Annotated in this window: 30 protein-coding genes; 3 read left to right on the top strand and 27 right to left on the bottom strand. The window is 41.4% G+C overall.

The annotated features are described in order from the left end of the window. Positions 1 to 76: 76 nt before the first annotated feature. The 19 genes from ADF75_RS07780 to ADF75_RS07870 all read right to left on the bottom strand — a co-directional run bounded on the left by ADF75_RS07780 (position 77) and on the right by ADF75_RS07870 (position 11544). Entirely contained in the window at positions 77 to 817 is a 741-nt protein-coding gene (locus ADF75_RS07780; protein ID WP_048789719.1) for a hypothetical protein, read from the bottom strand. A gap of 162 nt (positions 818 to 979) precedes the next feature. Next, positions 980 to 1675 (bottom strand): SMI1/KNR4 family protein, encoded by a 696-nt coding sequence (locus tag ADF75_RS07785; protein WP_048789720.1) that lies wholly within the window; start codon positions 1673 to 1675, stop codon positions 980 to 982. A gap of 27 nt (positions 1676 to 1702) precedes the next feature. Continuing rightward, positions 1703 to 2266, bottom strand: a complete 564-nt coding sequence (locus tag ADF75_RS07790) for a hypothetical protein (RefSeq protein ID WP_048789721.1) — start codon at positions 2264 to 2266, stop codon at positions 1703 to 1705. A gap of 54 nt (positions 2267 to 2320) precedes the next feature. Further along, positions 2321 to 2602: a hypothetical protein gene (locus tag ADF75_RS07795; RefSeq protein ID WP_048789722.1), complete on the bottom strand. Its 282-nt coding sequence runs from the start codon at positions 2600 to 2602 to the stop codon at positions 2321 to 2323. Between the two features lie 98 nt (positions 2603 to 2700). Beyond that, a complete protein-coding gene (locus tag ADF75_RS07800) occupies positions 2701 to 3141 on the bottom strand; it encodes a hypothetical protein (RefSeq protein ID WP_048789723.1) in 441 nt (146 codons plus the stop codon). Then, positions 3134 to 3703 (bottom strand): hypothetical protein, encoded by a 570-nt coding sequence (locus tag ADF75_RS07805; RefSeq protein WP_236127966.1) that lies wholly within the window; start codon positions 3701 to 3703, stop codon positions 3134 to 3136. The genes ADF75_RS07800 and ADF75_RS07805 overlap by 8 nt, the downstream gene beginning before the upstream one ends. A 329-nt stretch (positions 3704 to 4032) precedes the next feature. Next, entirely contained in the window at positions 4033 to 4422 is a 390-nt protein-coding gene (locus ADF75_RS07810; protein ID WP_048789725.1) for an Imm50 family immunity protein, read from the bottom strand. A 97-nt stretch (positions 4423 to 4519) separates the two neighbouring features. Then, the gene (locus ADF75_RS07815; protein ID WP_048691817.1) at positions 4520 to 5146 is read right to left on the bottom strand and encodes a hypothetical protein; all 627 of its coding nucleotides are present in this window, start codon (positions 5144 to 5146) and stop codon (positions 4520 to 4522) included. Between the two features lies 1 nt (position 5147). Beyond that, positions 5148 to 5663, bottom strand: a complete 516-nt coding sequence (locus ADF75_RS07820) for an Imm26 family immunity protein (protein ID WP_048691819.1) — start codon at positions 5661 to 5663, stop codon at positions 5148 to 5150. Positions 5664 to 5694: 31 nt separating this feature from the next. Continuing rightward, complete coding sequence (locus ADF75_RS07825; RefSeq protein WP_048691821.1) at positions 5695 to 6255, bottom strand: immunity protein; 561 nt, start codon at positions 6253 to 6255, stop codon at positions 5695 to 5697. 72 nt (positions 6256 to 6327) lie between these two features. Further along, entirely contained in the window at positions 6328 to 7137 is an 810-nt protein-coding gene (locus tag ADF75_RS07830) for a pentapeptide repeat-containing protein (protein WP_048789726.1), read from the bottom strand. A 43-nt stretch (positions 7138 to 7180) separates the two neighbouring features. Further along, a complete protein-coding gene (locus ADF75_RS07835) occupies positions 7181 to 7567 on the bottom strand; it encodes a hypothetical protein (RefSeq protein ID WP_048789727.1) in 387 nt (128 codons plus the stop codon). 45 nt (positions 7568 to 7612) lie between these two features. Then, entirely contained in the window at positions 7613 to 7951 is a 339-nt protein-coding gene (locus tag ADF75_RS07840; protein WP_048789728.1) for a DUF7716 domain-containing protein, read from the bottom strand. Positions 7952 to 7969: 18 nt separating this feature from the next. After that, positions 7970 to 8389: an SMI1/KNR4 family protein gene (locus tag ADF75_RS07845; protein ID WP_048789729.1), complete on the bottom strand. Its 420-nt coding sequence runs from the start codon at positions 8387 to 8389 to the stop codon at positions 7970 to 7972. A 176-nt stretch (positions 8390 to 8565) separates the two neighbouring features. Next, complete coding sequence (locus tag ADF75_RS07850) at positions 8566 to 9264, bottom strand: 3-oxoacyl-ACP reductase (RefSeq protein WP_048789730.1); 699 nt, start codon at positions 9262 to 9264, stop codon at positions 8566 to 8568. Then, positions 9257 to 9493: a DUF2829 domain-containing protein gene (locus tag ADF75_RS07855; protein ID WP_048789731.1), complete on the bottom strand. Its 237-nt coding sequence runs from the start codon at positions 9491 to 9493 to the stop codon at positions 9257 to 9259. The genes ADF75_RS07850 and ADF75_RS07855 overlap by 8 nt, the downstream gene beginning before the upstream one ends. A gap of 100 nt (positions 9494 to 9593) precedes the next feature. Then, positions 9594 to 10424, bottom strand: a complete 831-nt coding sequence (locus ADF75_RS07860) for a hypothetical protein (RefSeq protein WP_048789732.1) — start codon at positions 10422 to 10424, stop codon at positions 9594 to 9596. Continuing rightward, positions 10421 to 11221 (bottom strand): hypothetical protein, encoded by an 801-nt coding sequence (locus ADF75_RS07865; protein ID WP_048789733.1) that lies wholly within the window; start codon positions 11219 to 11221, stop codon positions 10421 to 10423. Before ADF75_RS07865 ends, ADF75_RS07860 begins: the two co-directional genes overlap by 4 nt. Then, positions 11218 to 11544: a PadR family transcriptional regulator gene (locus tag ADF75_RS07870; RefSeq protein ID WP_048789734.1), complete on the bottom strand. Its 327-nt coding sequence runs from the start codon at positions 11542 to 11544 to the stop codon at positions 11218 to 11220. Before ADF75_RS07870 ends, ADF75_RS07865 begins: the two co-directional genes overlap by 4 nt. A gap of 235 nt (positions 11545 to 11779) precedes the next feature. Here ADF75_RS07870 and ADF75_RS07875 point away from each other — a divergent pair, with 235 nt between their 5' ends. Then, complete coding sequence (locus tag ADF75_RS07875) at positions 11780 to 13744, top strand: peptide ABC transporter substrate-binding protein (protein WP_048789735.1); 1965 nt, start codon at positions 11780 to 11782, stop codon at positions 13742 to 13744. A 107-nt stretch (positions 13745 to 13851) separates the two neighbouring features. On the opposite strand, the gene ADF75_RS07880 is transcribed toward ADF75_RS07875, so the two are convergent. From ADF75_RS07880 to ADF75_RS07890, 3 genes are all read right to left on the bottom strand, one after another. Beyond that, complete coding sequence (locus ADF75_RS07880) at positions 13852 to 15855, bottom strand: FtsX-like permease family protein (protein WP_048789736.1); 2004 nt, start codon at positions 15853 to 15855, stop codon at positions 13852 to 13854. Beyond that, positions 15848 to 16615 carry an ABC transporter ATP-binding protein gene (locus ADF75_RS07885; protein ID WP_023022533.1) on the bottom strand — a complete coding sequence of 256 codons (768 nt, stop codon included), beginning with the start codon at positions 16613 to 16615 and terminating at the stop codon, positions 15848 to 15850. Before ADF75_RS07885 ends, ADF75_RS07880 begins: the two co-directional genes overlap by 8 nt. A gap of 176 nt (positions 16616 to 16791) precedes the next feature. After that, positions 16792 to 17049: a SemiSWEET family transporter gene (locus ADF75_RS07890; RefSeq protein ID WP_048789737.1), complete on the bottom strand. Its 258-nt coding sequence runs from the start codon at positions 17047 to 17049 to the stop codon at positions 16792 to 16794. Between the two features lie 286 nt (positions 17050 to 17335). Here ADF75_RS07890 and ADF75_RS07895 point away from each other — a divergent pair, with 286 nt between their 5' ends. Then, positions 17336 to 17599, top strand: a complete 264-nt coding sequence (locus ADF75_RS07895) for a SemiSWEET family transporter (RefSeq protein ID WP_003012241.1) — start codon at positions 17336 to 17338, stop codon at positions 17597 to 17599. Between the two features lie 369 nt (positions 17600 to 17968). Here ADF75_RS07895 and ADF75_RS07900 read toward each other — a convergent pair whose 3' ends face one another. The 5 genes from ADF75_RS07900 to ADF75_RS07915 form a co-directional block, all read right to left on the bottom strand. Then, positions 17969 to 19954 (bottom strand): ABC transporter permease, encoded by a 1986-nt coding sequence (locus tag ADF75_RS07900; protein WP_048789738.1) that lies wholly within the window; start codon positions 19952 to 19954, stop codon positions 17969 to 17971. Next, a complete protein-coding gene (locus ADF75_RS07905) occupies positions 19955 to 20713 on the bottom strand; it encodes an ABC transporter ATP-binding protein (protein WP_048789739.1) in 759 nt (252 codons plus the stop codon). 15 nt (positions 20714 to 20728) lie between these two features. After that, positions 20729 to 20857, bottom strand: coding sequence for a hypothetical protein (locus tag ADF75_RS10885; protein WP_267913801.1), 129 nt, complete (start codon positions 20855 to 20857; stop codon positions 20729 to 20731). Between the two features lie 157 nt (positions 20858 to 21014). Further along, a complete protein-coding gene (locus tag ADF75_RS07910) occupies positions 21015 to 21989 on the bottom strand; it encodes a sensor histidine kinase (protein WP_048789740.1) in 975 nt (324 codons plus the stop codon). After that, a complete protein-coding gene (locus tag ADF75_RS07915; protein WP_048789741.1) occupies positions 21982 to 22659 on the bottom strand; it encodes a response regulator transcription factor in 678 nt (225 codons plus the stop codon). The genes ADF75_RS07910 and ADF75_RS07915 overlap by 8 nt, the downstream gene beginning before the upstream one ends. A 174-nt stretch (positions 22660 to 22833) precedes the next feature. On the opposite strand from ADF75_RS07915, the gene ADF75_RS07920 reads away from it, so the two are divergent. Beyond that, positions 22834 to 24018: a DUF2974 domain-containing protein gene (locus ADF75_RS07920; protein WP_048789742.1), complete on the top strand. Its 1185-nt coding sequence runs from the start codon at positions 22834 to 22836 to the stop codon at positions 24016 to 24018. Positions 24019 to 24039: the final 21 nt, after the last annotated feature.

Genomic DNA, 24039 nt, shown 5'->3' on the forward strand with positions numbered 1-24039 from the left:
CCTGCTTAAACAATGGGACTAATAGTTCGTTTATTCTGAAAACATAGGTCATAAAAAGCTGTATTGAAGTCATTTTTTAACCCTCTCGCATGCAAACATGTGGTAACTCGCTTCTAAGAAGATCCCTTTGCTTTTGATTTGTTCTTCCCGTTGTTAAAAAACGAAGATGTTTCAGACTCTTCAGGTAGCTAACTGTTGTTGCGTAGTTAAAAATAGACGTATCGACAAAATCTAAAAAACGGAGCTCACTAGATGGATGGATAAAATCCAATTCTGGTAATTTTTTATTTGCCGTAAATGAAAGATAGAGCAACTGATTTAAATCTCTAATAAAATTAAAGTTAGGCAACATTACACCATAATCAAAGTGCAGATAACGCATGCCAGTATGAAAAGAAATGTTCTCTATCGTTTCCAAATTTGTCATGGAAGATATCCCTAGAGCTTTCACACAATCATTCTGGGGTAAGATGATCTTTCTTACTTTTCTAGCCCCAACTATTAAAATCTTTTCTACTTGTTCATATTTTGAAAAGTCTAGCACATCAGATTTACTTCCCATCAAGTAAATCACCCTCGTATTGCTAGGTAAAGAAAGCTGGTTAAAATCTACATCTTTCAGCATATCCTCTAGGTTTTCGACAATGTACTTTTGTCTTAATAAGCGATTGATATTGATAAATTCTTTATAAGTCAATGTTTCATCCAATAATGGTGCAATCTCTTCAATAGAATGCAGAGGCTCCATTGCCATTAGATTCTCTCTTTCAGAAAATCCTTTTTTAATGATCTCTAAATATTTATCTAAACTGGTCATTATTCACCTCTTTTCATGAATAAAATGCTTCGTTTTCTATTTTCAACATAAATCATTTTACAATGACACCCTGACTAGAAGACTAAATCATCGCTTGTCGCCAAAAGGTTAAAATCACGAGTCTTCAGAGTATTTTTTCTAAATAAACTATATCCTGCTTGCTCAATCTCGATCAAAAATGACCTTGACTCTGGCTCTACCCGAAGCGTCTAGATATTGCTCTAGTTTCGTAATAGACTCCTCTGAATCAGACAATTGAACAAACAAATCCCCATTGATGGTCATGACATCCTTTGTCGGTAAAAGCATAAGATTCTCAACGCTTGGATCATTCACAATCATTAAGGAAGGGGAATAAATACAGCTTGTAGAGAGGTCTAGATTTCCGAATCGTTCCCTTGCAGAAACAAAAATAGATTCCATCCCACCCTGGGCTTTCAGAACAAATTCCCTCTCAAAAAACGCTTCAAAACTGTCGTAGATCTCGATGACATCCATAGTAATCCCATCTAAATAATAAACTTGATGACTTTGAATGTTCCCATCCTTCAATCTATAAGCGAATTGATCTCCAATAGCAGACATACCAAAAAAATAGTAGTCTGATGCATAATCTCTCCAGACGTCTTTCCATACCTCATCCGAATTCCAGGAATCTAGCGTAATAGCTTGAGTAGAATCCGTCCCAAACAAGCGATAATAGCCACCATAAAACTCCAAGCCATTGGTTATGGAGAGCAAATCCAGGTGAGCTTGAGGAAACTGTCTGGCTTTGAGTTTTTCTAGTTCAAGAGCTGAGGCCCCACTTTCTTGTATAACCAGATCCTCACAACATTTTAAAAAATTCTTCATTTCCATTTGCTTCTCATCTCTCCCTATTTGGCTTTAACCCAGCATAAATACTATAAAATCATTTCGATAGTCTTCAGGAAGTTGCCCCTCGATAATAGCCATGATTCCTGTTAAAAAACCTTCTTTATAGTCCGACAAGTCCTCATCAAAGTAGATGTCATTCTCAAACTTGGTGATTTCTAGCTTTTTCATCTGACTATAAGTAGACAAGAAAGTAGATAAAGAGGGGCTTAAGCAATAGAGCTTGGAATTCCCAGGAATCTTGCCAAATACAGGACTAAGCTCGCTAGTTAGATCACAAAAAATTGGCTCATCCCCCATCATGTGAGCAAAAACCACATAACTCTCTTTCCAGCTAGTATCCTGCCATCCTTCTGATGCAGCTTCACATAGAGGGAGAGGAATTAGAGCAAGATCATAGGGAGCTCCTCTAAAATAAGCTTCTTCCTCAAAGCTCAAATGTTGGTAGAACTCTTTCAATTGACCAGACAAATCTGGCTTTTCGATATGGAGACAGTCACTAGTAAATACAAGCTCTCCTAAGCCCTTGTTTCTATGATAGACTTCTACAAATTCCTTCAACAAATTGAACATCATTATTAGACTCCTCTCACATTTTTGGGATTATATTTGGCTATTTTCAACTGACGATTACGTATCATTCTGGCCGCTAGCGACAGCCTGAGCCCAAATTCGCTCAAATTCCTCTTGACTAATCTTGATGGAGTCTGATAAATCCAACTCATCTTTTCGACCATCATAGAGTAGAAACCCTACTTCTGGAACATAATCCTGTAGGCAAGAAGAAGCATAAGAGTGCCCATTCAAAACGTTAATTTGTCGACTTGCACGCTGACCAGTAAACTCTGTATAAATAACTCCTAGGCCTGACATAAACTCACTATTGCCATAATAATATTCTTTTTCACACATTAGAATCTTCCTTTACCATTTGTCTCTCCATGAATGGCGTTCTTTCCTCTTTGCCTCTTTCATCGACTAATTCTATATTCATTTTCAATTTATAGAATCTACGGGCTCTTAGATTTATTCTCCAAGACTCTCACTTCTACTTTATCCTCCGCTAAATGGAGATCCAGTACTTTTTCCTGGTCTTGAAAGAAAAGTATCAGGTCTCTGGTAGAAAATTCACTAAAATAAGAAGGCAAAAAGTCATCCAAAGACTCCATTTGAAACAAGACGTAAACTGGTAAAAACTCCCAAAAAACTAGGATAAACCGACTGCTATTGCCAACAAGACTTTGAATTGACCTACTTAGATCTTTAGTAGTGTGGGCAAGAGGAAACTCATAAAGGCAAGGAATCGGAGAGTCTATAGGATTCAACTCCCCAGCATACCAAGCAATTTCTTTAGGTTTATCGGTCAGAAAATGGACATCCTTTATCCCCTTCAAACTCTTGATTCGTCTTTTCACTTTTAACAAGGATAATTTCTTTTTTAAGTCACTCATTGTTCTTGCTCCACCATTCTGAAACAGAAATTTTGCTCACAATCTCATTCTCTTTATCCAGCAGATATAGGAAGTTACCTTTTGCTTCCAGTTTACCAAGCTTAGCCCCATAATCCATCTCATGAGCAGGGCAGGATTGAATCAACTGGCGGATGCTCTTATCCTTGTGCTCTATCTCCCAAAACAAATCCACCTTATCCAGCTGATGCTCCACTTGAATGGAATAGGTCGTGGATTGGATCTTCTTCCTTTTCCACTCCCAGCTATTTTCATAATCGTTTTTCTCTATTTCATTGACTACATCCTCTATCAAGGAGTATGGAATAGAGAACTCCTGAAACACGCGCTTTACCCCTTTTACCAAGGCCTCTAAGAGCATCTTTTTCTGTTCCAATGGACTCAAACTTTCATAGCTAGAAAAATCAAATAAGACCTGGACAGTATAGACACCAAGTAGGTTCATGATAGCTGGATTGCTAATCGTATCTACACATTCTACGATGATTTTCCAACAATCCTGGGTTATAACTGGTTTGAAAAGCCGTTCTACCATAGAGGTCATACATTTAGATTCATATACGAACGCTCTTCGCTGACCTTTCCAATTCTGTCGGTAGTCCTCAATTCTTGCTTCCTCGTAATTTAGCCCAGCTGAGTCCATCAACACCTCAATCCTCTGTTGATTTTCCACATAGGGCTTATCTAATTCAAAATACTGTAACTTCATATTCGTGGTCTCGCAGTGTTTTTCTTGTAGAAAGGCCTAGCCTTAGGTCAAGGTCTAATGTTTGTGCTCTTCCTTCACTTTTTCCCATAGTCGTGGTATCCCTCCTAGCAGTGGAGGATTGTTTGATCATCCAGAATCTCCTCCATTAATCTAGGAATGCAATTCTAAGTATCTATTTTCACAGGAGCAATCTCAGCAATTCTAACTAGGTCAGAAGCCCCCGATAACATCACATCATTTTGGTTTATAAAATTGAATTCAACCTTATTCTCTAAAAAAAGCAGTTCTAGTTGACCATTCACCTTATGAATCCCCTTAGAATAAAAATGGATTTCATCTAAATTAAAAAACTCTAAATTAATTTTTATGGCATTAAATGCACTTTTCTGCCACTTTTCAGGAAAATTAGTTGGGAAATCATATAAATAAAGGACAAGATCTAATTTGTAATCGTAACATAATACAGTATCAAGAAATACATTATTCAAGTCCAAATCACCATCAAACAAATGAATAATCTTTTCCTTCCCCACTACTTTTTCAAACCATTTCACAGTAAGAACTCCTTTTTAAAAATGAATAAAAGTATTATTTTTAAGAGTTTTTGTTTCGCTCTTTAAGGAGATGGTAACTTCTCTCTCTAAGTAGGTCTTAGAATAGCCTAATCCTCCTGCCGTCCTTTCCTTTGGATACATCCTCAATGATCGTATTTATATGTACTTCATTAAATTGACAGGAAAAGTCTACAATTTTCTGGCGATTCTGATCTGGATATAGATAAGATGCAGCCAAAATGAACATAAACGGAGCGATTGTTCCTCTTATATTTTCCAAATAAACATCCTTGGTGATAAAGGTCATGATTTTCTCAAAATCGTCATCTTTCAGCACAATCTTTCTTAGATAGAGTGCTGCACAAGCACCTGCAGCTTGCAATAAGTTATTCGATTCCAAGGACTCATAAACAAAAGACAAGTTCTCTGTTTCTAAATTTTCTAGATAAGCAATCGCTACTGCTAGAGAGCGATAGGTTACAGGGGTTGGGATGTCTCTCAGCAGTAATGACTTGAGATAGGGGACTTCTTCTGTACAATCCGTTGCGGCCATGGCGTAGAGCAAGTACATTTGTGATTCCCATGATTTAGGCTTTTCCATCTCCCCTTCCAAGGCCTGATGCAAGAATGGTCCATATCCTTTTAGTCTGTCCTTTAAAATTTTTTTCGCTGCCTTTTTTACCAAGGGCGTACGTCCTGAAGTTAACTCATCTACATAGTCCATCTCAAACTCCTTTATTTCCTCTGCTTGCCAGTTCTTCTTCCAATATTCTGTTATAAACTATACTTCCGACACAGGCTTCCCAGTCCAGCTCCTTAACTTCTTCCCTAGAAAAAAACTTAGGTTCCCGCCTACCATCTAGCCAGACCTTCCCAAAGTGAAGACCATTTGGGTCTCCCCACTTAAAGGCTAAATCCTTAAAAGGGCTTGGATCAAAATCCGCTTGGTGACCAATTATCTGCCAAGTCCATACTGGACTTCGATCAAACAAGGTGAAGGAATCTACAATGATGGGCTTACCTATAAATTGAGCACGACTTAGCTCTTCAACTGTTATAGTATGACTTGCTTGAAAGATATCGAAAAATTGGATGACATGACCAACATTCACTTTTCCAAGGATTTGACCAAATACAAACATTTCCTCCGAAAATTGATAGCAAAAAATATCACCAATTTTAATAAATCGAAGTTTTGTTCTTGGCTTTTCATTCCAATCTCGAATCTTTATCTGGGTCATTTGTTCTCCATTATTTATATAATTCCAAGTCCTACTGCTCTTTATTTAAGATATGAAAGAGATCATCTCTTAGAACAATTCCATCGTCTTCTATCAAATAGGCCATGTGCTCCCAGAAAGGAACTTCTTGTTCAAGGGGCTTTTCTAAGGCAAGTACTTGATCCTTCAAGTGTGCTGCAATTTCTTCGACTTCATCTTGCTCAATCTCATAAAACTTTGCTTTCAAAAGAAAGATGCTTGATAGAAAGAGCGAATAAGAGGAAACAAAAGTATGTAAGGAAGAATTGACATAAACCTTCGATTCTTGAAAAATTTCCCTTCCTTCTCGATTGCAAAGCAAGAAGATCTGCTTCTCTTCTCCTATTACAAAAGCACCTAAAAAACACTGACCAAAAAGCCTATAGACCTCTTGCTTTCTCCTGAGTTCGACTAGTTCGTCACCTGCTTTAACAAAAGAAAATCCCATTTTAGAATAATCCTCTAAATATGCCAAAAGGTTGAAACGGACCTCATCCAAACTAAATGGTTTCTCCTCTGTAGGCACCACACAAAAACCTTGCTCCTTCACTAATTCATTGATATTGACTGTCATTTCTCTATCCGATCTCCCTTTTTTTGCTTACCTATTGGCAATTATCTCAGTCATTTTTCAAACAAGAGCTAGTTACTTCCATTCAAGTCCCAAACACCTAGACACATCCTCAAAATAATCATCCCAGGCCCATTTGTAATCTTTGCGACTCATCAAGTAATCCACATACTTTTCATTCATCCAACTTTCTGTATAAATAGAAAGGGCCTGCCTTTTTCTATCATCTTGGATTGTCGCAATTTTTTCCTGAGCCTTCTTTGACCGTTCACTCAGATTTTTTATATAGAGAATATCTGGATCCGAGGGACAAATGGTCTCTGTCAAATCACACCTTGTAAACTCGACAAAACTGAGATGAGCCTCTGATAGATCTGCATATAACTTTTCTACTTTCTTTGTTTTCGACCCAAAGGTACATTCAGACAGTTTTCCAACAATTTTATTCTGCTGAAATTCTGGTAGAGGAAAGAAAATATCGTTCATCCTACACTTTTTAAAGAGACAATCTCTCATCTCGCTGACATTCTCTAAAAGAGGACGCTTCATCTGACAAGAAAGGAAGGTAGACGATATTATGTGACTGTCATAAAATAATGTTCCCTTTAAATTGCAGCTTTTGAAAGTACAGTTTCGAATAACTGTATGATTTTTAAAGCCGATGTCCCTTAAATCGCAGTTTTCAAAAACGACATTCTCAAAGATACAGTTTTCAAATATGACTCGTGAACCCTCTAGTATACTGATGCTTGTATCCTTAAAGTGCTGATTACTAATGAAACGAATCCTACTCGCTTCCTCTATTAGATTTTCAATCGATAGCTTCTCACCACTGTTTAGGATGACCTGGCCATCCTTTATGATAATCCCATCTTTCTCAACCATATCCTGCTCCATTTTCTAGTGCTTCTTTTGTTATCGACTAGACCTAGTAGTAAGCGACTTCCCCTATACCATATTCTAAAATTTCAAAACTATTGAGGGAGAATTTAAGTCCTCTACCATGCTCCGAATCCTCTCTCAGTCCAAATTCCAAGCCGAAAATTAAGTCAACGTCACTTTGTTCAGACAAGATAAAAATGGAAAGGATTCTTGCATGTGATAGATCTGTAAATTCCTCCTGAATTTTTTCCAAAGCTTTTGGATACCATACTGATGATTGATCCAGTAGATGGTCGAGTTTTGCTTTATAAGACGAAGTCAACTCCTCATTGACAACCTCTAAAGAATCACTTAAAGCAAGGCAAACTTTTTCCTTTTCCTCTGGAATTGCTACATTCATCTCGTTATGGATATCAAATTTATATTCTCTCATCACTATCTTTCCTCCTTTCGGATGCCAGTTCTCTAATCGGCCTAGCTAATCTTCAAATTTCATAAAGCAATCATGCTGCTGATAATAATTCAAAGCCTCGACCAAGTCATTGTGACTAGCATCTGGCTTTTCCTCAAGTGCGACTGCAAGAACATCAATCAACTGCTCTCCATAGTAGACTAGCTGGAGATCTTGCTCCGCTACATCCGTCGGGTAGACATCAGAGTCTTCCACGACATCCGGATAATCGGATACCCAATAGAGGCTATCTAGTGCCAGTTCTCCATCCTCCTTGCCATAGAGGCAAAAATCATCTGAAGATAATTGATTCGCTCGCACCTGCTTAATTATCTGCTCTAGTGAAAGTTCTTGGTATTTCCGCATCCCTTCTCCTTTTTAATCTCACTCTTCAACAAAAGAGTTCAAAAATTCCTCAAAAGAAGCCCATTGACCGTAGATCTCAGCTGTTTCTTCTAGAACATAGAAATACACCTTGCCATAATCCTCTGCCCTTAGAGAAAGAGCATAGTTACCCGATCCAGGATCATAGGCAAAATGGAGAAGATCTGCGGCCTTAAATCCCTCAGGCACAGCCTCATCGTCAAACCAGGTAAAAGACTTCTTCATCTCCTCAAGTGAATCAAAGGAATTGAAAGGAAAGAGATGACAGTCATCGTGAACACCCCTTACTTGGGGCTGGCCACCGTTGTACTTGAGATAAAAATCCTTCATGGCTTCCGGCAATTTCTTTCCAAGAATCTCCTCAAATTGTAAAAAATCTTCGCTTGAAATAGCTGGATCTGTGTCTGTTAATACTAGCATCTCGTCTCCTTTTGAGTCTCTCTTCCCAAAGGCTTTTTTTATTTGACCTCCATATTACAGGTCCCTTTTAGGCTATCATACCATAAGATTCCCTTTCCATAAAGCTAAAATAGAAAATGAGTCCAGCTGTTCAACTAGACTCATTTCATTCTTATCTTTTTTGCTTATTTCAGCCCTTACTTCAAACTCCAACCACCATCAATCGTCAGGATCTGTCCTTGCATAGCTGTCGCCTTTCCGCTTGCCAAAAAGAGGCTGACTTCTGCCACTTCTTCTGGCTCTATCCAGCGTTTGATAGGGGTCTCGCTAGCCACCCAGTCTGCTAGGCCGCCTGGCTCAAAGTCCGCAGCGGTCATAGCCGTTTTGACAGCTCCAGGAGCAATGCCAAAGACCTGAATCCCAGCTTCTGCATAATCCAAGGCCAGCTGTTTGGTAAAGCCTGCTAGAGCATGCTTGGAGGAAGTATAAGCGTGACCGCCACCTCCTGCTAGGCTAGAAGCAATGGAGCACATATTGATGATGATTCCTTGCTTCTTCTCCAACATTTGAGTCAGATAATACCGTGTCAATTCTACCGGAGTCACATAGTTGATCTCAAAGATCTCCTGAATCTCCTGAGCGCTTTGCTCAAGAAGTGGTTTGTAGTCATCCAATACCCCAGCCGTATTGCACAAGACGTCGACCTCAGGACACCAGTCAAAAATCGGCGTCAAATCTAGGGTCAAGTCCCGCTGCAAGAAGTGAAACTCACCTGGCAACTGGGGAGCAGCTCCCTGGTCCACCCCATAGACCTGGTAGCCCTTTTCTAGAAAGAGACGGGCTTGAGCCAGACCAATCCCGGAGCTAACGCCTGTAATCAAGACCCCTTTAGTCATGAACTTCCACCCAGTCTGTCGCTAAGACATCACAAGGAGTTGGACTCCACATGGAAAAGCCTTCGCCTTCACCAGATACGTTAATGAGAAAATAAGGCGTCACTTCTAGAGCCACTCCATTTTGCTCGATGGTATCGAAAAGCTGGACATAGTTCTCTGATCCGCCCCAACCCGTACGCACATATTTCTTTTTTGCCTTTAGTCCAGGCAAGATTTCTTCGAATGTCATCATCTTCTCCTTTGATTTATACTCCCTTTCATTATAACAAAAATCAAGCATCCTCGTTGCTTTTCAACAGTACAAGGGGAACTTCCTCCCCCTTTTCACTCTATTTACCATTTTCTGTCTTATTCTTTTTCAAGGCCCGAATGGTAAACAAATAGTATATAACTAGCCCAAAAACAATGACAGCTGTTGGCAGGAGGATAGTCATACTAGGATTCTGAATCCCTTGCGCCAAAGTCCAGCGATGCAAGAATCCCACTACTAAGAAGGACAGAATAGGAAAGATGAAGGCACGAGCAAACTCTTCTTTCCACTGCCACAGGATAAGACCTGCAGAAGCTCCTGTAATGAGGAAAGTATCCCATGGACTAGGTACCGTCAACCAGGCAAAAGCTGGCAAGAAACGGACCCCTACTATTTCACTGATGAAATAGATCCCAAGGACGAGAACGACTGCCACATAGAGTGCTTTTTTTAACTTTTCTTCTGCAAAAATAAGGCGACGTAGGAGATAAAATAGTAACCCAACGGCTAAAAGTCCCAAAATACTATCCGTTAGATAGACGAGGGGCTTAAGAACCAGGACTGCTTGCGAGGCAAACTCACTTAAGAGGCGATAAAAAATCACAATTCCCGAGACAATCGCCCCATACTTCAGAACAGACCGCGTAGATTCTTTAGGCATATTCTCAATGATTAGGTCTGCCATTCCCTTAGGATCCTGTCCAAAATAGTCCTTGGCCGTCAATCCATCTCCACTTGCTTGCGCAAAATCAAGCGCTAGATTATAGACCTGCTCTCTTAAAGCTTTTTCCTCATATAAGAAGCCAGCAAAATTGAAATAATCCCAGAGATCTTGGAAATAAGCTTGGTCCTCCTGGCTAAAGGTTTGCATCAAGGCCTGCGTTTCTTCATAATAAATAGCTGATGTCATGATGTTTCCCCCTTTCTTTGGAGACGAAATACAATGAAGGACAAGACTAGTCCTATTAGAGGGAGTAGCCAGCGTAATACATTAGCAGTTCCTGGATTCACAAAGCGAACACAGCATCCAGTTACAAAGAAAGTCACCCCCATGACCAGTAGGCTAACAGCAAGCCGTCCTTGATTTCTATAGGTCATGATCGTAAATCCAAGAAGAACCAGAAAAGCCAGAACAATCGCCCAACCATCTGGCAAAAGGATACTTCGATTCAGACTCAAATGGTCAGAAAACACGCGCTCTATCCTAGGAGACAGGATCAAGCTAATCACACTGATAACAAGAGCCCAAGGCCACTTGATTTCCCCATAGCTCTGCTTGGACCAAAGCCACATCATAAATTGACTGTACACAAAGAAAATAAGTAGATCTAGCAGGTATGTTAAGGGAGCAATCACTAGTGGCAGCATCCAGGCAAAATCCATTACAAACCGCATGCCAACGAAAATCGTTCCAAGAATCAAGAATAACCCCACACAAGAACCTAGCCTGCGTCTAGGTAACTCCGAGAGAACTTGGTCCATCATGGCCCTTGGATCCTTTCCAAAATAATCCACTGCCCGATTGCCCTCTTTCTCAGCAACTTTTAAATCGCAAACCATATTGTAGAGCTGTTCACCCAGTAGCTCATCATCATAAAAATAAGACTTCACTCCAATATAAGCTATCACTTTTTTCATATAGGATTGATTGTCCTTATTCAGGTGCATCAATTCGGCTGACATTTTTTCTGTATAATCTTCGATCATGCTTCCCCCTCCTTTTTCACGCGTTCTACTTTAATGACCAGATCCTGCCACTGGTTCCAAAATTCCTCTAGGCGCTCTCTTCCTTCCATGGTTAGAGAGAAATATTTGCGATCAGGTCCATCCGGAGAGGGCCTCATCTCTCCTACTATGACTCCCTGCTTCTCTAGCTTCTGAAGCAAGGGATAAACGGTCCCCGCAACAATCTTATCAAAGCCGGTTTCCTTAAGACTTTGGATCAATTCATAGCCATAAATAGATTTTTTTGAAATAATTTCTAAAACACAACCTTCCAGGACACCCTTGAGCAATTGCGACTCTTTCATCCTGCTACCCCTTTCTATACAGCCTCTTTTTAGCTAGTTTGTTTTACATACTAGCTCTTTCATTATTAGTATACTCCTCCCAAGCTAGTTTGTAAAGCATAATAGTGAAAAATTTTGAATAAAACTCAATAAATTATAACAATATGACTAAATATACAATTAATTTCAAAAAAAATTTGCTTTTTATAAAAAAAGGTGTATAATAATACAAAATCTTTATTAAAGGAGATAAGTGATGAAAAAATCTAAACTATCTTTCCTTGCAGGTATCACGGCTGCTTCAGCCCTGTTCCTTGCTTCTTGTGGATCATCTGCAAAGTCTTCTCAGACGAACACTTTTTCATACGTGTATAGCACTGATCCAGACTCTTTGAACTACCTCCTTTCAAACCGTTCAACAACAAGTGATGTCACAACTAACTTAGTAGATGGACTTTTTGAAAACGACCAATACGGTAACTTGGTCCCTGCTCTAGCAGAAGATTGGTCTGTTTCTAAGGATGGATTGACTTATACTTACAAACTTCGTAAAGATGCAAAATGGTATGACTCAGAAGGGAACGAATATGCAGATGTCACTGCACAGGACTTCGTCACTTCTCTGAAATACGTAGCGGACAACAAGTCAGATGCCCTCTACTTGGTTCAAAACTCAGTAGCCGGCCTGGATGACTATGTCACTGGTAAAAATACAGACTTCTCTAAAGTTGGGGTCAAAGCCGTTGATGATCATACCCTCCAATACACCTTGGCTCAACCTGAGTCCTTCTGGAATTCTAAATTGACGACTTCAACCATGATGCCCGTCAATGAAAAATTCCTCAAGTCTGCAGGGAAAGACTTCGGTAGCGTCAAACCTTCTGGAATCCTCTACAACGGTCCTTACTACTTGAAATCCTTCACTTCCAAATCTTTGATGGAATTCACTAAAAATGAGAATTACTACGACAAAGACAATGTGAAGATTGATGATATCAAATTGACCTACTTCGATGGTTCTGACCAAGACTACCTAGCTCGTAACTTCTCTGATGGAAACTTGACCACAGCGCGTCTCTTCCCAACGAGCTCAACTTTCAGTACGATTGAGAAAAAATTCAAGGACAATATCGTTTATTCACCACAAGATGCGACTGTCTACTATGTCTACTTCAACGTAAACCGTCAAAACTACGGTCATACTGAGAAAACAACAGACGACCAGAAGAACCAAACCAAAACAGCTCTTCAAAACAAAAACTTCCGTCAAGCCATCAACTTTGCCCTTGATCGTACTTCTCTAAGTGCCCAATCAAACGGGAAAGATGGGGCTAGCAAAACTCTTCGTACGCTTCTTGTACCTCCAACATTTGTGCAAGTAAACAACAAAGACTTCGGTACTGTTGTTGAAGAAAAACTTGCTGCAACAGGAGATGATTGGAAGGATGTCAGCCTAGCTGATGCGCAAGATAGCATGTTCAATGCGGACAAGGCCAAAGCACAATTTGCTAAAGCCAAAGAAGAGCTCCAAGCACAAGGTGTTCAATTCCCAATCCACATCGACTATGTAGTTGACCAATCTTCTGCTAGCATTGTGCAACAAGCTGATTCAATGAAAGACTCCATCGAAAAAACATTAGGAAAAGAAAATGTTGTCGTGGATGTTCAGAAAATGTCTACGGAAGATGCGGACAATGCAACCTACTTCGCTCAAAGTCCTGATCAAAAAGACTTTGATATGGATATCGCTGGTTGGGGACCTGACTTCCAAGACCCATCAACTTACTTGGATATCTTCAATCCAGTCGATGGTTCAGCCTTAGCAGGAATGGGAATCAATCCGTCAACTGACCAAGCCCTAATTGAAAAACTAGGTTTGAACGAGTACAAACAACTATTGGATGATGCCAATGCGGAACAATTGGATACCAAAACTCGTTATGAAAAATATGCTGTTGCTCAAGCTTGGTTGACAGACAATGCCTTTGCACTTCCTGTCTACTCTAAGGGTGCTGTCCCTTCTATCACGAAGATCAAACCATTTACAAAAGCCTTCTCCTTGATTGGTATCAAAGACGGGGCTAGCTACTACAAGTACATGGAATTACAAAGTGATACAGTCACAACGGCTGACTACGACAAAGCTTATAAGAATTGGTTGAAGAAAAAAGAAGAATCCAATAAAAAAGCGCAAGAAGAACTTGCAGAACACGTGAAATAATCACGATAAAAACACCGAGGATCAAATCCTCGGTGTTTTTGGTTGAAAAAAGTGTTCCAGTTAATTTCTTTTTCACCTATTTTCCTAAGCTTCCATCGTATCAAACGCTATCTCACGACAATCTTCCGATAACTTCTAGAAGTCAGAAGAAAGACGAGGACATAAGAGATGAAAAAGACAGCGCAGATGGAAAGAGTTGTTTGAAGGACCAGTCCCGCATTGGTCGCTCCTAAGATGGCAACGATCTTTGCAATCATCTTGTAGGCCACTCCTAGGTATAGGAAGGAGAAGAATAATGGAAGGAAGAAGACAGTGAGAATCTGTTTGCGAATGGTGGTGCCGGTTTGCTTTTGGTCCAATCCTACTTGTTGCAAGATCACAAAATTATCCCGATCCTCATGACCCTCTGAAATCTGTTTGTAGTAAATGACGAGTACTGTAGCTAATAGAAAGATGACCGATAGGAAAATCCCAATAAAGAGGAGAGTCCCTGCTGTTTCACGCCACTCCTTCTCTATGCTGTATCGTTCAAATCCACCAAAGAAAGTCGCACCATATTGACTCATTTTGTCTGTCGAATAAAGGTCTTTGATCAAGCCACTGATGAAATCTTGATTCTCTTTATCTTTTGCAGTAATAGCGAATTCCAAATTTTTATCAACTTTTAGTCCCAGTTGGTTCAAGTCAGGGAGGACCAGATACAAGCCCATTTGGTGTTGAAACAGGTCGGATTGAGGGAGTTTCCCTTGGATAAAATTGGAGTTTAGTTTTTCTTTAATTGTGAAGGTCTTCCCATTGATTTCTAATTGTGCGTCTAATCTTCCAGGATACTGATACCCATAGGCTAGGATTTCATTTTCCCCAAGCTCAACTTTTTGACCGGTCAGTTGTTCATAAGTCGCCTGATCAAAAAAGTAGACTGTTCCCTCTGTCTTCAACTCCTGACCAGTTGATGGAGTGGACTGGTCATTCACCTCTAAGCTCCTTCCATCAATCTTTCGAATTTCAGCCGACCAGTATGTTGTCTGTGCCACCTGATAATCGGACAGATTCGTCGCATCGGCTGTTTTCTTAATTTGAGCTTGAACATCCTTGATAACCGGTTCTGTCTCAGCATCTGAAGGCATATGCCCCACACTAATCATGTAATCCGAAGGGTAAACAGTATCTAGGTAATTCTGCCCTCCAATAAAGATATTGAGCGACCCGGTTAAGGTGACTAAGACCATGGTGGATAGAATACTAATCGTCGCAAGGCCCGCTGCATTTTTTCGCATCCGAGCTATTAAGTTGGAGACAGATATAAAATTCTCTGGCTTGTAATAATAGGATTTCCGACCTTTGAGAAATCTTAAGAAGGTAATCGAGCCTGCGTTGAATAAGAGATAAGTCGCTAGAATGACCAAGATGACGGCAATAAAGAATCCTTGGACAGCTGCAACTGGCCTCTCAACGGTTAGCGCTATATAAAAAGCAATTCCTAAGAGCCCTAGTCCTAACAGAGTTTGAACCAGCAAGAAGCGTCCCTTCTTCTCCCCCGCCTTTTTCTGTTGCATGAGGTGGAGGGAACTGTAGCGCAAGAGGCGGAAAGAATTCAACAAAAGAATGAGGCCAAAAGCTAAGGCTAACCCAAGTAAAGTGTTAAGAACAGCCTCTATCTGGAAGGTTGATTGAATGACGACTGGTAGCCCCATACATTTTAGGAGCAAGGCAAAAATCAAGCGATCAAACAAGAGTCCCAAGCCCAGTCCTACTCCAACTGTGAGAACATAGAAGGAGAGCAATTCCCATAAGGTCATGACGAGAAGGTGCTTCTTCTCCATTCCCAGTACACTGTACAGTCCCAGTTCTTTGGAACGATTTTTCATGACGTAGCCATTGGCATAAGCCACTAAAATGATGACGACTAATTGGACAACGAAACTACCAAAACCAAGAACAGTTCTCGCCGCTCCCCCTCCGTAAGAATCCTCTAAATGAGGGGTCGATGACAAGGCGATAAAACTATAAAGGATCATAGTCGTTAAAATAACAGCCAAGGCAAAGGGATAATAGAGCTTGCGATTTTGTTTGAGGTTGGAAAGAGCTAATTTACTTGTTAATTTAAACATCACGATCCTCCTTTCCCGCCATGACCGTCAAGGTATCTGAGATTTCTTGGAACATCTGACGCTCTGTTTTTTCCCCACGGAAAATCTGGTTGTAAAGAATCCCGTCCTTGATAAAGAGCACGCGCTTGGCCCGAGCTGCTGCTGCGGTTGAGTGGGTCACCATGAGAATAGTTTGCCCCATGCTATTGATGTCTTCAAAGACGTCGAGCAACGCAGCAGATGATTTGGAATCTAGCGCCCCTGTTGGCTCATCCGCAAGGAGGATTTCTGGCGAGGTGATGATAGCCCGTGCTACGGCTACCCGTTGTTTTTGCCCACCAGAGATTTCGTAGGGATATTTTTCAAGCAGTTGGTGGATGCCCAATTCCCGACTGACGCTATCGACCTTACTCATCATTTCCTTGACCGGTCTGCGAGAAAGGACCAGAGGGAGAAGGATATTGTCCTTGACAGACAAGGTATCAAGCAAATTGAAATCTTGAAAGACAAAGCCTAGTTTTTCCCTACGGAAGCTCGACGCGTCCTTGTTCTTGATGGTCGAGGTGTCCATGCCATTGAGGTAGACCCGTCCTTCGGTCGGCTGATCCAGCATGGCTAGGATATTGAGAAGGGTCGATTTACCGGATCCTGATTCCCCCATGATAGCGACATACTCCCCCTTCTCCACGGTAAAATGGATATCCTTTAAGGCTTCAACCTGAGTTCCTTGAAAGCGGGTTTTGTAAATTTTTTTCACATGTTGTACATCTAATAAGGCCATTTTCATTCTCCATTTCTATCCGGTTATATGATTGACATCCATAAAACTTTTTTACACCTCTATTGTAACGATTTGGAGAGAGATCTACAATAAGCTAACCTTTCATTTTGAGCCTGATTTCTTACATTTCTGTAAGGTATAAAAAAACTAGCTTCCTTGCGGGAGCTAGTTCCTTCTTATAAAGCTGTGATGGCTGTGATCAAACCAAAGATGATCCCTGGTGCATTGGCTGCAGCAAGTGGGATATCACGTTCTTTTTTAAAGAGTCCGTAATAGACCCAAAGGCTACAGTTGATAGCGGCAACTAAAGGTTGAACAAAGTTTCCTTTGTGACCTGAGAGGTTATCCATGATTTGTGGGAAGTAAGATACATACATCATGACAGACATAAAGGTCGCAACCCAACCAAGAATTTTCATTTGTTTATCATTCATTTTGAAACTACCATTTCCTTTTCTTTTTTAAAGTATGCACTATTCTAGCGCTTGCCCTCTTAAAATTCAAGTGCTTTTTTCAAATGTTACCGAACTGTAAAGTGTCACAATCTTGTGATTTTGCAGGAAGATGGATTTCTCTTCGAGAGAGTCTTCTCTCTAGTAATTATTTTAGACACTTTGTCTAATTTTTTTGCAAATATAATCATTTTCATCTTGAATAGCATGCAAATTAATTGCATTATCTTTCTATTTATGCTATTTTGATACACAGAGGTAAAATTTTATGAATAAACAAAAAATCAACCAAATCGTTGGCTCGATCGGTGCCTTTATTGGGATTATCGTTTTCATTGCCTACATCCCACAAATTATTGCTAATTTACAGGGAAATAAGGCCCAACCTTTCCAACCCTTGTCAGCTGCTATTTCTTGCTTGATCTGGGTTATTTATGGTTGGACAAAGGAACCTAAAAAAGACTGGATTTTGATTATTCCGAATTCGGCAGGTGTCATCCTAGGGGGATTGACTTTCCTTACATCACTTTAATAGAAAGCGAACAAAGACTGAACTCTACGGGTTCAGTCTTTTTTGTGTATCCCTTTGAAAAACAAAAACAATCGCAGTCGGTTTTCGTACAAAAAAGCCCGCTATGAGCAAGCTAAAAAAATTGACAATTCTTTTCTTTGAATAACCTATGCTGGATTATTGTGCAAAAATATCCAAATAATATCTGATTATTATTAGAGTATATTGAAACTTTCCGCTGTGAGAAAAGTGCCTGAAATAATCATGTTTCAGGCACTCGGAATTATTGAGACTTTAGGCTCAATAATTAGTCATGGAACTTCTTCGAAGTTCGCTGACGTCCGTACTCACCTAAGGAAAGTTTCTAATTTAATTTGAGCTTCTCTTTTCTTATATCTGCACAATCTTACGATAGCTCCGAGAGGTGATCCAAAAGACGATCAGGTAGGTGATGAGAAAGACAGCACAGACACTGAGGGTCACGACGAGGACTTGGCCACTATTGATGACACCGAGCGCTTTGAGAATGAGGCGGATCATATGGTAGGCAAAGGCCAGGTGGATAAAAGCAAAGATGAGGGGAAGGAAGAAGACGGTCCGCACTTGGCGGTTGATGGTCCGTTTGACCTCGTGTTCATCGAGTCCCACCTGTTGGAGAATGACGAAGCGGTCACGGTCTTCATAGCCTTCAGAAATTTGCTTGTAGTAGATGACGATGACCGTTCCGACCATAAAGATCAGTGACAAGAAAATCCCGATAAAGAAGATGCCACCAAAGAGGCTATTCAACTCTGTCACATCATTGGCCCGGTTACCTCCATAGATAAATGTTCCTTGGCCCTGTTGGCTACTCAATTCATCGATCATCTTGTCATAACTAGCTGCTAACTTGAGCTGCTGGTCTTCATCGACATTGACATTGAAACCACCATAGATTTGGGTAACGACAGCAAGATTCGGAAACTGAGCGACAAAAGCTGAAAGGTCAGGCACGATTAGGTAATTGAAATCCTCTGTCAGCATATTGAAGATGTTTGGGACATGATCGGTGATAAAATCCTTGGTCACTTCTTCCTTGACTTGAAAGTCTTGCCCATTGATGGTGAACTGTTTCTGCCCTGTCAGAGCCCTATTATGGGCAAAGAGAAGGACTTGGTTGCCGGCCAGATCAACGTGTTCTCCGGTCATTTGCTCATAGCTAACTGCATCAAAGACCAGAAAGACTGTCCGCGGTCTAACATCGTGTTCATCGTCAGGATAGACCGTGAAATCCGTACCCTTTTGTGATTCAACCCCAAAGGTAGCATAGGTCATCAGGTCACGATTCTTGATCTCGAGATGGTGTTCAGAGGCAAATTCATCAAATTTCTGATTGATTTGCTCCAAATCCACTCCTTTTCCTTGAATGGAAAAATCATGTGGATTCATGATTTTCTTGATCATTTCACCACCCATATAGATGTTGGTTGCAGCAGAGATGGTCACCAGCACCATGGTCGAGAGGATGGCAATGGTCGCAAGTCCCACTGCATTTTTCTTCATACGATAGATGAGGTTAGAGACCGAGATCATATTGTTTGGCTGGTAATAGTAACTCTTCTTTTTCTTAAGCAGGTGCAAGAAGACGGTGATCCCTGCATTAAAGAGTAGGTAGGTCCCGATCATGACCAGGATAACGGCTAGAAAGAAGATCACAATCGCAGACATGGGGTCTTCAACAGCTAGCGCTAGATAATAGCCAAAAGCGAGAGAGACTAAACCCAGTACGGTTTGGGGCCACAAGAAGCGGGCTTTCTTCTCACCACTGGCCTTCTCACGCGTCAACTGCAGGGCATTCAAACGGAGAATCCGCCAAGCGTTGAGAAAGACCAAGAGGGCAAAGATGAGACCAAAGGTGACAAAGACCAAGACCACAATCCCAGGTTGGAAGGTGGATACTAGCTGGACCTTCATCTTCATGAGTTTCAAGAGAAAGGCAAAGATCAGCTTGTCAAAGAGAGCCCCAATCAAGACACCAGCTGAGATAGTCACAAAGCCAAACATCAAGAGTTCCTTGAAGATCATGCTGATGAGATGGCGTTTCTCAAGGCCGAGCATGCTGTAGATTCCCAGCTCCTTGGAGCGATTTTTCATGACGAAGCTATTGGCATAGAGCACGATGATAGCTCCCGCAGCATTTACCACGAACAGTCCCAAGACCAGAGTAAAGATTATGGAAGAGCCCCCTCGAAGATCTTGAATATGAGGATTAAAGGTCAGGGAGTCAAAGAGGTAGGCGATGGTCACTGCAAGAATGACAGCAATCGCAAAGGGATAATAGAGCTTGCGGTTCTTGATGAGATTGGAGCAAGCTAATTTAGTGGTTAACCGAAACATCTACTCCACCTCACTTGCCATGACCGTCAGGGTATCCGAGATTTCTTGGAACATCTGACGCTCTGTCTTTTCCCCACGGAAGATCTGGTTGTAAAGAATCCCATCCTTGATAAAGAGCACGCGCTTGGCCCGAGCTGCCGCTGCGGTTGAATGGGTCACCATGAGGATGGTTTGCCCCATGGTATTGATATCTTCAAAGACATCTAGTAACGCAGCTGAAGACTTGGAATCCAGCGCCCCTGTTGGCTCATCCGCAAGTAGGATTTCAGGTGAGGTGATAATAGCACGCGCTACGGCTACCCGTTGTTTTTGTCCACCAGAGATCTCGTAGGGATATTTTTCTAAGAGCTGGTGAATGCCCAACTCCCGACTGACGCTCTCCACCTTGCTCATCATCTCCTTGACTGGTCTACGAGAGAGGACCAAGGGCAGAAGGATATTGTCCTTGACAGACAAGGTATCCAACAAATTGAAATCTTGAAAGACAAAGCCTAGTTTTTCCCGACGGAAACTGGAGGCATCCTTGTTCTTGATGGTTGAGGTGTCTATGTTATTTAGGTAGACCCGCCCTTCGGTTGGCTGATCCAGCATGGCTAGGATGTTGAGAAGGGTGGATTTCCCGGATCCTGATTCCCCCATGATGGCGACGTATTCCCCTTTTTCCACGGTGAAGTGAATGTCCTTTAAGGCTTCGACTTGCGTTCCTTGAAAGCGGGTTTTGTAGATTTTTTTGATATGTTGAACGTCTAGTAATGACATGTTTTTCTCCTTTAACTAGTAGATCAAGAAAAATTCTTGGGTTTGTTGCAAGACTTTGCGACCAAATTCTACCTTTTCCAGATCAGTTTGGTTATTTGGTTTCTTAATCTTTTTGGGTTGTTTCATCCATTTCAAGAGTTTCATTTTCTTGACCTCCTTTATTTGATGAGACTATTGTATAAAAAATAAAAGGTGGTCACCATAACCTAACCTTTCATTTTTAAAATCTAACCTTACATTTTTGTCATTTTCAAATAAAAGAGAACCTTAGGGAGAGAATCATTAGTATAGGCGAGTTCCCCTAATCCATCACCAATTTCTTCTCCTCAAAACGTATGGCAACAGTCGTCCCTTGGCCAACTTGTGAGGTCATTTGGAGTTGATGCCCTAGCTGGTCTGCAATCTTTTTAGACAGATAGAGGCCTAGTCCCGAAGATTGCTGGGTCAAATGCCCATTGTAGCCGGAGAATCCCCGCTCAAAGACACGGAGTATGTCGCTATCCTTGATTCCAATCCCACTATCTTTCATATAAAGCGTCTGGTCTTTGAAATAGATCTCAATCCCGCCAGTGCTGGTATACTTGAGGCTATTAGACAGCAATTGCTCGATGATGACCAAGAGCCACTTGCGATCGGTGATGACCCTAGCATCTAAATCATGCAGATCCACCGTTAAGCCCTTCTGGATAAAGAAGATGGCATACTTTCGCACGACTTCTTTGACCAAGTCCTCTAGTGACACGCGCTTCAAGACCAGATCATCGTGAAAGCTTTCGAGTCTCAGATACTGGAGGACCACGTTGGCATAAGAGTCGATCTTAAAGAGTTCCTGCTCCATTTGCTTTCTCAGGTCGCTGTCTTTTATATTTTGAACCAAGAGTTGGCTGGCCGCAATGGGGGTCTTAATCTGGTGGACCCAGAGGGTATAGTAATCCATCAGATCATTGTAGGTCTCAATACTCACTGTCGTCTGCTCCCGCTGGGCTTGCTGACTGGCTGCTAGCTTTTGACTCAAGACCTTTTCTAGAGGAGTCTCAGCTACCCCCTCTCCATAGAGCACTTCCTTCTGATAAGCCTGATACTTAGCAACCGTATCCCAAATAATAAGGAGAAGAGTCAAGAAAGCCAAAATTCCCGTCAGGTAAAGGAGGAAATGGCGGTAGCCTTCGAAAATATAGGCAAACAAGAGGAGGGAAGAAAGGAGTAATCCCAACAAATAGAGATAACGACGATGAGCAAGCAGATAGTGCTTAACAAAAAAGAATCGATTACCCATTGCTCAACCCGTATCCTATCCCTTTTTTCGTTTCAATAAAATGTTCCAGTCCTGCTTCTTCTAGTTTCTTCCGGAGTCTAGCTACATTGACCGAAAGGGTATTGTCATCAATGAAGAAATCACTGTTCCACAATTCCTTCATCAGGTCATCTCGAGCCACTACACTTCCAGCCTTCTCAAACAGAATGCGAAGGATTTGAAATTCATTCTTGGTTAGATTGACCACTTCTCCCTCGTAGACCAGATCCATGGATTTGAGATTGAGGATAGCACCCCGGTGTTCTAACAAATCTTGATCAGTCCCAAACTCATAAGAGCGGCGAAGGAGTCCCTGAATTTTCGCCAGGAGGACATTGGGATCAAATGGCTTGGTCACATAGTCATCTCCTCCCATATTGATAGCCATAACGATATCCATGGCTTGATCGCGTGAGGATAAAAACATGATCGGCACTTTGGACACCTTGCGGATCTCCTGGCACCAATGATAGCCATTATAAAGAGGAAGGCCGATATCCATCAGAATCAAATGAGGATTGGTCTGGACAAAGGTACCCAGTACATCCATAAAGTCATCAACTGCAATGACTTCAAAGCCCCACTGCTCCATGATGATCTTCACTTGTTGGCGAATGGTTTCATCATCTTCGACAAGAAGAATTTTATGCATGCTCTTTCCTGCTCTTTCTTACTAGAATGTTACCCTTTCATTATATCAAATTATCCAAGAAGCATACATATTTTTCGACAGCATTGCATAGAGGTCATCAATTTCCTATTTTTATTGAGGGGCTTTTCAGGTATTTTATGCTATACTGAACATACAGATACAAAGGAGAATCCCATGTCCACGATTTTTGATTATCTAGACCATGTCAGCTATGATTCTATTTACGATCGCCCCTTTAAGGAACTCGATGTTCTGGCTCTGACGGAGCTGACCTATCTTCCTTTTGATCGGATCGTGCCCCAAGGAGATACGACCAATATTGAAGTCCGCTTGTCTGATGCGACAGAGCTGGTCGATCAGACCACCGATTTTATCGTGACGGACCAGCACTTGCAGTTAGTTGATAAGCTGGCTACATCGAAACGCTTTAAGAATATCAAACTGCTCAACTATGTCGATGAATATGACCTTGATGTTCAGAAACAGTTTGCGGCCATGACTTATCGTCTCACCATGGATGTTTATTTGGTTGTCTTCAGAGGGACGGATGATACCTTGATTGGTTGGAAGGAAGACTTCCACATGACCTACATGGACCATATCCCAGCTCAGAGACGTGCAGCCAGCTACCTACAACATGTCATGAAGGAGTTCCCAAAAGGACACTTCATGGTAGCCGGACACTCCAAAGGGGGCAATCTCGCAGCCTACGCCTGCTCCTACCTTCCTGATCAGCTGTTCAAACAAGTCGATGCCATCTACTGTTACGACGCTCCAGGTCTCAACAAGTCCATTATCAAAACAGAGGGCTACCAACGAATCGCACACCTCATTCATCGCTATGTCCCACAAGGATCCATCGTCGGCATGATGCTGGAAGTTCCTGAGCCTGCTACGATCGTCAAAAGTCGAGCTTTTGGTGGCTTTGCCCAGCATGACGCCTTTACTTGGATGGTTGAAAAGGATGGATTTGTGACACTGGATCAAACTAGTCCCGATAGCCAGCAGATGGACCAAACCTTAAAACAGTGGGTACAAGAAGTGCCTGACAGCCAACTCAAGAAATTTTTCGATACCTTCTTTGGCCTCTTCTTGGATGCAGGAATTACTTCAATAAACGATTTGATGAACTTGAAAAATTTCTCCAAGATCAAAGATATCTTTCAAAACACTCAGGAACTAGACCCCACCGAGCGGGAAATGCTGGAACGTCTAGCTAAGCAACTCATCGATACCCGTGTCCAAGCATGGAAAAAATGGCAAACAGTTCCTCGTATCCTGGTTCAAATGGCTGCATTTTTCAAACGAAAACAAGCAGTCGAAACCACCTCCCCACTGCTCCTTGAGCATAAAGAGTAAGTTTAAAGAGACAGGTTGAAG

The sequence above is a fragment of the Streptococcus sp. 1171_SSPC genome (genome assembly GCF_001069335.1).
Classification (GTDB): Bacteria; Bacillota; Bacilli; order Lactobacillales; family Streptococcaceae; genus Streptococcus; species Streptococcus xiaochunlingii.

Coding starts and splice junctions, on each gene's coding strand:
- ADF75_RS07780 (WP_048789719.1), bottom strand. CDS start 817: ATGACCAGTTTAGATAAATATTTAGAGATCATTAAAAAAGGATTTTCT.
- ADF75_RS07785 (WP_048789720.1), bottom strand. CDS start 1,675: ATGGAAATGAAGAATTTTTTAAAATGTTGTGAGGATCTGGTTATACAA.
- ADF75_RS07790 (WP_048789721.1), bottom strand. CDS start 2,266: ATGATGTTCAATTTGTTGAAGGAATTTGTAGAAGTCTATCATAGAAAC.
- ADF75_RS07795 (WP_048789722.1), bottom strand. CDS start 2,602: ATGTGTGAAAAAGAATATTATTATGGCAATAGTGAGTTTATGTCAGGC.
- ADF75_RS07800 (WP_048789723.1), bottom strand. CDS start 3,141: ATGAGTGACTTAAAAAAGAAATTATCCTTGTTAAAAGTGAAAAGACGA.
- ADF75_RS07805 (WP_236127966.1), bottom strand. CDS start 3,703: ATGACCTCTATGGTAGAACGGCTTTTCAAACCAGTTATAACCCAGGAT.
- ADF75_RS07815 (WP_048691817.1), bottom strand. CDS start 5,146: ATGGACTATGTAGATGAGTTAACTTCAGGACGTACGCCCTTGGTAAAA.
- ADF75_RS07820 (WP_048691819.1), bottom strand. CDS start 5,663: ATGACCCAGATAAAGATTCGAGATTGGAATGAAAAGCCAAGAACAAAA.
- ADF75_RS07825 (WP_048691821.1), bottom strand. CDS start 6,255: ATGACAGTCAATATCAATGAATTAGTGAAGGAGCAAGGTTTTTGTGTG.
- ADF75_RS07830 (WP_048789726.1), bottom strand. CDS start 7,137: ATGGTTGAGAAAGATGGGATTATCATAAAGGATGGCCAGGTCATCCTA.
- ADF75_RS07835 (WP_048789727.1), bottom strand. CDS start 7,567: ATGAGAGAATATAAATTTGATATCCATAACGAGATGAATGTAGCAATT.
- ADF75_RS07840 (WP_048789728.1), bottom strand. CDS start 7,951: ATGCGGAAATACCAAGAACTTTCACTAGAGCAGATAATTAAGCAGGTG.
- ADF75_RS07845 (WP_048789729.1), bottom strand. CDS start 8,389: ATGCTAGTATTAACAGACACAGATCCAGCTATTTCAAGCGAAGATTTT.
- ADF75_RS07850 (WP_048789730.1), bottom strand. CDS start 9,264: ATGACTAAAGGGGTCTTGATTACAGGCGTTAGCTCCGGGATTGGTCTG.
- ADF75_RS07855 (WP_048789731.1), bottom strand. CDS start 9,493: ATGACATTCGAAGAAATCTTGCCTGGACTAAAGGCAAAAAAGAAATAT.
- ADF75_RS07860 (WP_048789732.1), bottom strand. CDS start 10,424: ATGACATCAGCTATTTATTATGAAGAAACGCAGGCCTTGATGCAAACC.
- ADF75_RS07865 (WP_048789733.1), bottom strand. CDS start 11,221: ATGATCGAAGATTATACAGAAAAAATGTCAGCCGAATTGATGCACCTG.
- ADF75_RS07870 (WP_048789734.1), bottom strand. CDS start 11,544: ATGAAAGAGTCGCAATTGCTCAAGGGTGTCCTGGAAGGTTGTGTTTTA.
- ADF75_RS07875 (WP_048789735.1), top strand. CDS start 11,780: ATGAAAAAATCTAAACTATCTTTCCTTGCAGGTATCACGGCTGCTTCA.
- ADF75_RS07880 (WP_048789736.1), bottom strand. CDS start 15,855: ATGTTTAAATTAACAAGTAAATTAGCTCTTTCCAACCTCAAACAAAAT.
- ADF75_RS07885 (WP_023022533.1), bottom strand. CDS start 16,615: ATGGCCTTATTAGATGTACAACATGTGAAAAAAATTTACAAAACCCGC.
- ADF75_RS07890 (WP_048789737.1), bottom strand. CDS start 17,049: ATGAATGATAAACAAATGAAAATTCTTGGTTGGGTTGCGACCTTTATG.
- ADF75_RS07895 (WP_003012241.1), top strand. CDS start 17,336: ATGAATAAACAAAAAATCAACCAAATCGTTGGCTCGATCGGTGCCTTT.
- ADF75_RS07900 (WP_048789738.1), bottom strand. CDS start 19,954: ATGTTTCGGTTAACCACTAAATTAGCTTGCTCCAATCTCATCAAGAAC.
- ADF75_RS07905 (WP_048789739.1), bottom strand. CDS start 20,713: ATGTCATTACTAGACGTTCAACATATCAAAAAAATCTACAAAACCCGC.
- ADF75_RS10885 (WP_267913801.1), bottom strand. CDS start 20,857: ATGAAACTCTTGAAATGGATGAAACAACCCAAAAAGATTAAGAAACCA.
- ADF75_RS07910 (WP_048789740.1), bottom strand. CDS start 21,989: ATGGGTAATCGATTCTTTTTTGTTAAGCACTATCTGCTTGCTCATCGT.
- ADF75_RS07915 (WP_048789741.1), bottom strand. CDS start 22,659: ATGCATAAAATTCTTCTTGTCGAAGATGATGAAACCATTCGCCAACAA.
- ADF75_RS07920 (WP_048789742.1), top strand. CDS start 22,834: ATGTCCACGATTTTTGATTATCTAGACCATGTCAGCTATGATTCTATT.